This window comes from Frankia sp. CeTa3Moorea (assembly GCF_978021225.1).
In genome coordinates, this window is record NZ_CDXDOR010000124.1 from 6,834 (window position 1) to 15,202 (window position 8,369).

An 8,369-nucleotide genomic window follows, 5' to 3' on the forward strand; every position below is an offset into this window, starting at 1 on the left:
AGGGGATCTCGGTCGAGGTCGTCGACCCGCGCTCGCTCGTTCCATTGGATTACGAGACGATCAACGCTTCGGTTGAGAAAACTGGCCGGGTCATCGTCGTCGATCCGGCACCCCGCACCTGCAGCTTCGCGAGCGAGCTTGTCGCCTCGCTCGCCGAGGAGCGCTTCTGGCGGCTGATGGCGGCTCCGGTACGAGTGACGGCTGCAGATGTACCGACACCGTTTAGCCCGCCCCTTGAGCGGCAGACACTGCTTGACGTCGAGCAGGTAGCGCAAGCGGTACGCCGTGTCGTCTCGGAGAAGCTGGTAGGCAGATGACGCGGTGGCGTTCGCGGTGGACGAGAATCCTCAACGACCTCGTGTCATCTCTGCCTCAACGCCTTTCGCGCTGACCGAATGTCGTCTGTGCTCGTGAGCACTGTCTTGAGAGGGAGCCCAATGGAACTGCCGGCCCGTTCGGTGGAGGAGTGATGCTTGTTCAGCTTCGTCACGAGACGCGCGATAACTCTTCCTTGCCCTGCAGCTCAGCCGCCACGCGACATCACGGAACGCTCACTCTATCGATGGGAGGCATGCCATGACGACGGATGACCCACATGGCGTCAAGAATCGCGGTCGGATCATCTGGACTATGGGGGACTACCAGCTGATCGCCGACCGGCAGCTACCCATTGCCGAAGCGCTGTGCGACTGGGCCGGAGTGCGGGCGGGCCAGCGGGTTGTCGACGTGGCTACCGCCACCGGGAACGTAGCGCTGGCCGCGGGCCGACGGGGCGCGCTGGTCACCGCCGTCGACATCACGCCGCGGATGGTGGAGCTGGCCCGGGCCCGGGCCCAGGAGGCCGGGTTGGAGATCACCGTCCTCGAAGGCGATGCCGAGGACCTTCCCTTGTCGGACGCCAGCTGCGACGTGGCTCTCTCCGCCTGCGGCATCTGGTTCGCACCGCGACCCGATGCGGCCACCGCCGAGGTCCACCGAGTGCTGCGGCCCGGCGGCCAGGTTGGCCTGGCGAACTTCACCCCTACCGGGTTCATGGGCCGGCTCAACGCGATCATAAAGCGTCGCCTCCCCCTCCCCGAGAGCCTGCCCGAGCCCAATGAGTGGGGAGTGCGCGACGTCGTGCTCCCCAGGCTCACGCCCTACTTCCACGACATCGAGTGCATATCCGCGTGTATCAGGTACTCCTTCCCGACAGTGGCGGCCGCCGCGGACTTCTTCCTCCGTTACTCCCCGCCCCACGTCGCCGCCCTGATCTCGCTGGACCCACCGGCCGCGCGGGAATTGCGACAGGAGATCGAGAGCTGTTTCACTGAGGGTTCCGTGGTGGCGGACCGGATCGAGCTCGACGCTGAGTATCTGCTTGTACGGGCCCAGGCGCGCTGACCGGTCGACCATGGACATGGCGGGGTCAAATGGTCGTAGCAACGTCTCGATAGGATGATCGCGTTGGCGTCGAGGGACTGGATGGTGGAGCCGAGGGACTGATGGTGGATGGGCCGGCGGGAGCAGTTGACAATCGAGGAGCGGGAGGTAATTTCCCGAGAGCTGGGTCGGAACCAATCGGCGCGGATCATCGCGAAGATGCTCGGCCGGCATCACTCGACGATTTCACGGGAGATCGAGCGTAACGGCGGCGAGGAAGCATACTGGGCGGCGGACGCGCAGGCGCGTTGTGACGCGATGCGCGCGCGTCCGAAGGAACGCAAACTCGTCGCGTCGCCGCCGTTGCGCGACGAGGTCAACGCGGGCCTGGACGAGAAGTGGTCCCCGAAACGGATCAGCAAGAGACTGCGTAAGGAGTTCCCCGATGACGAGAGCATGCGCGTGTCCCACGAGACGATCTACAAGCGGAGCCGCCTGCAGGACAGTGGGGAACTGCGAACCGAGCTGGAGATCATGCTGCCCAAGGGCTGGACTGGGTGGGTCAACCAGTCGCGCAGCACTGTGACCAGGGGGCAGGATCGTCGGCATGGTCAACATCAGTGAGCGGCCGAAGGAGGCCACCGACCGTGCCGTGCCCGGGTTCCGGGAGGGTGATCTCATTGAAGATCCACAGTGGCAGGCCGATCCGGTGCGGCCGGCCCGGCCCGTGGCGAGGATGGTGGGGTGCAGCGGGAGCAGCGTCGCGTGCGGGTCGAACAGTTTCGCCGACAGTTTCGGCGTCCCGGTGACCGGGCCGGGGTCGGAACAGGGGCCGGGGACCGGGCGGAGCTGGCCCGGATGCTGCGGGCGGCGCTCGGGGAGCGACCGACCACGGCCGGGTCGATGGTCGCTGGCACCGGTGTGGATCATGATCGAGCGGTCCGGCCCATGGTCGACGCCTCGGCCCGGCGCCGGGCCGAGTACTCCTCCGACGCCTCGAACTACCGGGTGCCACCCGCGGTCGTGGTGTTCCCCCGGGAGGTCGAGGACATCCTGGCGATCGTGGCGGTTTGCCGGTCCACCGCGACCCCGCTGACCACCCGGGGAGCGGGCACCTCCATCGCGGGCAACGCCGTGGGCCCCGGGGTGGTGATGGATCTCAGCCGCCACCTGCACCGCGTCATCTCCCTGGACCCGGCCGCCCGCACCGCGAGCGTGCAGCCCGGGGTCATCCTGGACAGCCTCCAGGCGGCGGCTGGCCGGCACGGGCTGCGATTCGGTCCGGATCCCTCCACCCATGCCCGCTGCACCATCGGCGGCATGATCGGCAACAACGCCTGCGGCGCACGGGCGATCGCCTACGGCCGGACCGCCGACAACATCGTCGACCTCGACGTGCTCGACGGCACGGGACGTCGGCTGCGGGTCGGCCCGGGTGGCTCTGGGCGTTCGGGTGGCTCTGGGCGTTCGGGTGGCTCCGGGCGTTCGGGCGGCTCCGGGCGTCCGGCAGTCCCCGGGCTCGACGACCTCGTCCGGGCCAACCTGGCGGTCCTGCGCACCGAACTCGGCAGGTTCCCCCGCCAGGTCTCCGGCTACTCGCTGGAGCACCTGCTGCCCGAACGCGGCGGCGACCTGGCGAAGGCACTGGTGGGCTCCGAGGGCACCTGCGTGGTCGTGCTCGGGGCGACCGTCCGCCTCGTCCCCCGACCGGCCGCGACCGCGATGGTCGTGCTGGGCTATCCGGACATGCCGGCCGCCGCGGACGCCGTGCCGCTGCTGTTCCCGCACGCTCCGCTGGCGGTGGAGGGCATGGACGCGCGCCTGGTCGACATCGTGCGCCGGCACCGGGGACCGCGGGCCGTACCGGAGCTTCCCGCCGGCACCGGCTGGCTGTTCGTCGAGGTCGGTGGGGCGAGCCCGGCGGAGACGCTCGCGGCCGGCCGGGCGTTGGCGGCCGCCGCGGGCACGAGGGCCACCCGGGTGCTGCCCACCGGCCCGCAGACCCGCGCCCTCTGGCGGATCCGCGAGGACGGCGCGGGTCTCGCCGGGCGGACCGCGGCGGGGGAACCGGCCTGGCCCGGCTGGGAGGACGCGGCCGTGCCGCCGCAGCGCCTGGGGGCCTACCTGCGTGACTTCGAGGACCTGCTGCGTGCGCACCGGATCGACGGGGTGCCGTACGGACACTTCGGGGACGGCTGCGTGCACATCCGGCTTGATCTACCGTTGGCGGACGCCCCGGGGCGCCTGCGCCCGTTCCTGACCGAGGCCGCCGACCTGGTCGCCTCCTACGGCGGCTCGATATCCGGTGAGCACGGGGACGGCCGGGCCCGCGGTGAGCTGCTGGCCAGGATGTACTCGCCGGCCGCGCTCGGCGTCTTCGCCGGTTTCAAGGCCCTGTTCGATCCAGACGATCTTCTCAATCCGGGTGTGCTGGTCCGGCCGAGGCCGATCGACGCCGACCTGCGCCTGCCGGCGGCTCGCCCGCTGCCCGCTAGCGGCGGATTCGCCTTCACCGCCGACGCGGGGGAGTTCGGGCGGGCCGTCCACCGCTGCGTCGGGCTGGGCACCTGCCGGGCCGACACGCCGGCGGCCGGCGGCTTCATGTGCCCGTCGTACCTCGCGACGCGCGACGAGAAGGATTCCACCCGCGGCCGGGCCAGGGTGCTGCAGGAGATGGCGAACGGCTCGCTGGTCCGCGGAGGTGCCGGGGGCGCCCGGGCCCCGGAGGTGGCCGAGGTGCTCGACCTGTGCCTGTCGTGCAAGGCGTGCGCGCGCGACTGCGCGGCCGGGGTGGACATGGCGACGTACAAGTCCGAGGTGCTGTTCCGCGCCTACCGGCATCGGCTCCGGCCGGTCAGCCATTACGTGCTCGGCTGGTTGCCCCGCTGGGCCCGGGTCGCCGGGCGGGCGCCACGCCTGGTCAACGCGGTGCTGGCCGGACCGGCGGTGCGACGGCTGCTGCTGCGGGTGGGGGGCATGGACGTGCGCCGCGAGGTGCCGGCCTTCGCCAGGCAACCGTTCAGCCGCTGGTGGCGCGAGCACGGCGGCCCGGACCGGGGAAACGGGTACCTGGCTGATGGGCGGCCGGCTGACAGGCAAGCGGCCGACGGGCAAGCGGCCGACGGGCAAGCGGCTGACGGGCAAACGGCTGACGGGCAAGCGGCCCACAGACGCGAGGCCCACAGCCGGGAGGTGGTGCTGTGGATCGACACGTTCACGGAGGCCTTCTCCCCCGAGGTCGGCCGAGCCGCCGTGGCAGTGCTGGCGGACGCCGGCTACCGGGTGATCGTGCCACCGGGCCCCGCGTGCTGTGGTCTCACCTGGATCACCACCGGCCAGCTCGACGGCGCGCGCCGCCGGTTGCGGGCGACCGTTGACCGCCTCGCGCCGTACGCCCGGGCCGGGACGCCGATCGTCGGTCTGGAACCGTCCTGCACGGCGGTGCTGCGCGGCGACCTCGTCGAGCTGCTCGCGGGCGACCCCGCCGCCGCGCTGGTCGCCGGTGCGGTGCGTACCCTCGCCGAGCTGCTCGGCGACACCGTCGGCTGGACTCCGCCGCGCCTCGACGGGGTGCGCGTCCTCGCCCAGCCGCACTGCCACCAGCACGCGGTCATGGGATTCGCCGCCGACCGCGGCCTGCTGGCGGTGGCCGGCGCGGACGTCACCGTCCTCGCCGGGTGCTGCGGCCTGGCCGGCAACTTCGGCATGGAGGCCGGGCACTACGACGTGTCGATGGCGATCGCCGCCCGCACCCTGGGCCCGGCGATCGCCTCGGCTCCCGCGGGCACCGTGCTGCTCGCCGACGGATTCTCCTGCCGGGCCCAGGCCGAACACGTCGCCGCCCGGCGCGGGCGGCATCTCGCCGAGCTGCTCGCCGAGCATCTCGCCGGGCTCAGATCTCCACGGTGAAGACCGTCGCCGGCAGGCCGCCACCGTCGGCGACCGCGGACGGGCCGGCCGGGTTGCCGGCCAGCTCCCCCCGGGGAACGGCGAGCACGACGACGGGGTGGTTACGGGCGAGCTTCGCGACCAGTGGCCGGAGCCGGGCGACCTCCACCCGGGTGTGGCCGACCTGCACGACTCCCGTCATCCCGCCATCGAGGCGGACGAATCCGTCGGGAACGTGCGACCCGGTGTGCAGGGCGGCCTCGTTCTCGTGCCGCCACTGTCGCTCGCTGATCCAGGCCAGCACCCGCGACCCGCCCACCCCGGCGTTCTCGATCCGCAGCCGGGCGCGGGCGACCATGGCGTGGCGCACGGCCCCCGCCGCGCTCGTCGCCGCCCCGTCGGATTCCAGCTCCATCGAACTGACCAGCCGGGTGCCCTCGGCGGTGAGCCGTACGAGCCGGCCCTGGCCGGCGAGTACGGGATCGGCGGAGGCGACTCCGGCGTTCTCCCAGCGCTTCACGACGGCGCGAGCCGCGTTCTTGGAGATCGGGTGTTCCGGGCCGAGAATCTCCGAGATGTCCGACTCGAAGGCGGCTCGCATGTCGAAGATCCATTCGAGGGCGTGGAGATCCCGTTGGTTGAGGCGAACGTGCCCCCTGTCCGCTCTGCTCTTGCGAGGCTGGTCTGACACCGTGCTCCCTGGGGTTTATGGCTGGGAAGTCTATGGGCGCGGGGTTCTGCGGTCGTGATTGTCGTCAACCCGGCCGGGGTGGTTCCACGTGTTGTCGCGATGTGCCGCTCCGTGGGGCCGGGACTTGTGGCCCTATGCGGGGATGTTGATCGGTGAGTTCTGAATTATAGGGCCGGGCGGTACCGGTCAACCGGGTTGCCCGGAAGTGTCGGGAAGCGTGCCGGTGGAGTGCGGTGTGGCACGGGCGCACCCGGCTTAGCGGGGAGACCGTGTCTCGGAGTGTTCCTGGTGGTCACCCGCCCCCGTCCGCCGACGGCCTGCGGTAATTTTTCGCCCGGCCTTATGACCGTAGGGCCCGGATCGGGCATGGGGTGCCGGTAGATGGCTCGATCCGGGACTTCTCTTATTCTGCTGCCTCTGGGGGAAATTCGTTATGATCACCACAGGAATGTGGCCGTGTGAATGTTGCACTGTATTGTCCGGAATTCGACGGATCGGGATTATCTCGGCACTGACCCGCGTTTCGCGGGTCAGTGGCCCCGGGGGGACCCGATGACCTCGACCGGGCAGGGGGGTAGGACCGATCAAGCAAGTAGGACCGATCGGGGGAGCCGGATCGAGCAGGGGAGTGGGGCCGATCGGGGGAGCCGGACTGGGCCGGAGGGCGGACCGGACGACCGCACGGGCCTGCTCCGCCTGCCCGTTCTGCCGCATCCCCGCCCCCCGCTGGAGCGTCCCGAGCGGACGGGCGGTTCGGCCGCGGAACCGGTCGGTCCCCGGGTGGACGTCGGGCCACAGGTGTCGGTCGTGATACCCACCCGCAACGAGGCGCACAACGTCGAACCGCTGCTGCGGCGCCTCGACGATGCGCTGCACGGCCTGTTCGGAGAAGTGATCTTTGTTGACGACTCCGACGACGGAACACCCGAGGTCATCGCGCGCGTCCGCCCCTCGATGCGGTTACCGGTACGGGTGCACCATCGGACCCCGGCCCAGCGGGTCGGCGGGCTGGGGGGCGCGGTCAGCGAGGGCTTCGCGCTCTGTGCCGCACCCTATGCGGTGATCATCGATGGGGACCTCCAGCATCCGCCGGAGACCATCCCGGCGCTGCTCGGCACCGCCGTGGAACATGCCGCCGACGTGGTGATCGGCAGCCGGTACGTGTCCGGCGGCAGCGCATCGGGGCTCGCTGGAAGCATGCGGCACCTGGTCTCGACGGGGTCCAACCGGTTGTGCCGGTGGGTCTTCCCCCGTCGGCTGCGCGGCGTCTCGGACGTGATGAGCGGCTTCTTCCTGGTGCGGGTTGCCGTCGTGGACCGGGCCGGCCTGCGACCGGACGGCTACAAGATCCTGCTGGAGCTGCTCGTCGCGTCCGGACGGCTGCGCGTCCGCGAGATCGGGTACGCCTTCGCCGAGCGGCACGCCGGGACCTCCAACGCCTCGCTGACCGAAGGCGCCCGCTTCGCCCGGCGGCTGTTCGCGTTGCGGGTTCCGAAGCCCGCGCGCTTCGCCCTGGTCGGGGCGTCCGGGACGGTGCCGAACCTGCTTGGCACCGCCGTGCTTCACCACGTCGGCCTGCACTACCTGGCCGCGGCGATCGTCGCGACCCAGATCGCCATCGGCTGGAACTTCCTCGGCTGCGAGCTCCTGGTCTGGGACCGGGAGACGGGTTCCCGGCTGCGTCGCTATCCGGCGTTCGCGCTCATCAACAACCTCGATCTGGTCATCCGGCTGCCACTGCTCGCGGTGCTGGTCGGGCGATGGCATCTCGGCGTCGGCATCTCGACCCTGATGTCCCTGGCCGCCGCGGTGATCGTCCGATACCTGGTGGTGGATCGGCTGGTGTACCGGCGACGGGCGGTGCCTGAGCGGGCGGTGCCTGAGCGGGCGGTGCCCGAGCGGGCGGCGTCGCCGTCGCGCGGAAGGCCGTCGGAGGACGGGGTGCCCGGTGCGGTTTCGTAGCCCACCCGCCGGTGACGGCGTACGCCTCGGCGCCGGCGGGGTCCTCATCCGGCTGTTCTGTTCCGGGCATGCGCAGCTCCCCGACGGGCGGATCCTGCTTGCCGGCGGCACCTTGGCGTATTCCACGCCAACGACGAACTACAAGGGAATGGCGAGGAGCTAATTCGCCGATACCACGGTCGCCGAGTACGTGGCCGACCTCCCGAAGCTCGTCGCGGCGAACTGACCCTCCATCCAGACCGGGGACCGGACCCGCCGCGGTGTCGCCCGCCCGCGGTGCTCCGTGCCCATCCCCTTCAGGCAGGTACAGGTGACATCCGATTCTGATTCCGATTCCGAAGTCCCGAGTGCGCGGGCGCTCCCCCGCGGTGCGCGTCGGCAGGCCCGTGCGCACCGAGCTCCCCGCGTGCCCCGACGCTCACCTCGGCCGTGGATCGCAGTGGCCGCGAGGTGGGGGGCCGCGAGG

At 71.1% G+C, this 8,369-nt stretch carries 7 protein-coding genes; 6 read left to right on the forward strand and 1 reads right to left on the reverse strand.

Going from position 1 to position 8,369, the window contains the following annotated elements; all coding sequences use genetic code 11:
- The 4 genes from AC08OV_RS18625 to AC08OV_RS18640 all read left to right on the forward strand — a co-directional run.
- The coding region (locus AC08OV_RS18625) for a transketolase C-terminal domain-containing protein (RefSeq protein WP_476620031.1) at window positions 1–317 on the forward strand (317 nt) is incomplete at its 5' end.
- Window positions 318–576: 259 nt separating this feature from the next.
- Window positions 577–1,383 carry a class I SAM-dependent methyltransferase gene (locus AC08OV_RS18630; protein WP_476614295.1) on the forward strand — a complete coding sequence of 269 codons (807 nt, stop codon included), beginning with the start codon at window positions 577–579 and terminating at the stop codon, window positions 1,381–1,383.
- A 108-nt stretch (window positions 1,384–1,491) separates the two neighbouring features.
- Entirely contained in the window at window positions 1,492–1,986 is a 495-nt protein-coding gene (locus tag AC08OV_RS18635; protein WP_476614294.1) for a transposase, read from the forward strand.
- A 234-nt stretch (window positions 1,987–2,220) separates the two neighbouring features.
- Complete coding sequence (locus AC08OV_RS18640; RefSeq protein WP_476614302.1) at window positions 2,221–5,271, forward strand: FAD-binding and (Fe-S)-binding domain-containing protein; 3,051 nt, start codon at window positions 2,221–2,223, stop codon at window positions 5,269–5,271.
- Here AC08OV_RS18640 and AC08OV_RS18645 read toward each other — a convergent pair.
- Window positions 5,255–5,941, reverse strand: a complete 687-nt coding sequence (locus AC08OV_RS18645; RefSeq protein WP_476620032.1) for a hypothetical protein — start codon at window positions 5,939–5,941, stop codon at window positions 5,255–5,257. The two genes, AC08OV_RS18640 and AC08OV_RS18645, sit on opposite strands and share 17 nt — an antisense overlap.
- A gap of 780 nt (window positions 5,942–6,721) precedes the next feature.
- Between AC08OV_RS18645 and AC08OV_RS18650 the strand changes: the two genes are divergently transcribed.
- Together AC08OV_RS18650 and AC08OV_RS18655 are read left to right on the forward strand one after the other, a co-directional pair.
- Window positions 6,722–7,903, forward strand: a complete 1,182-nt coding sequence (locus tag AC08OV_RS18650) for a glycosyltransferase (RefSeq protein ID WP_476620033.1) — start codon at window positions 6,722–6,724, stop codon at window positions 7,901–7,903.
- The gene (locus AC08OV_RS18655; RefSeq protein ID WP_476616215.1) at window positions 7,890–8,066 is read left to right on the forward strand and encodes a hypothetical protein; all 177 of its coding nucleotides are present in this window, start codon (window positions 7,890–7,892) and stop codon (window positions 8,064–8,066) included. The genes AC08OV_RS18650 and AC08OV_RS18655 overlap by 14 nt, the downstream gene beginning before the upstream one ends.
- The last annotated feature ends 303 nt before the right edge of the window (window positions 8,067–8,369 follow it).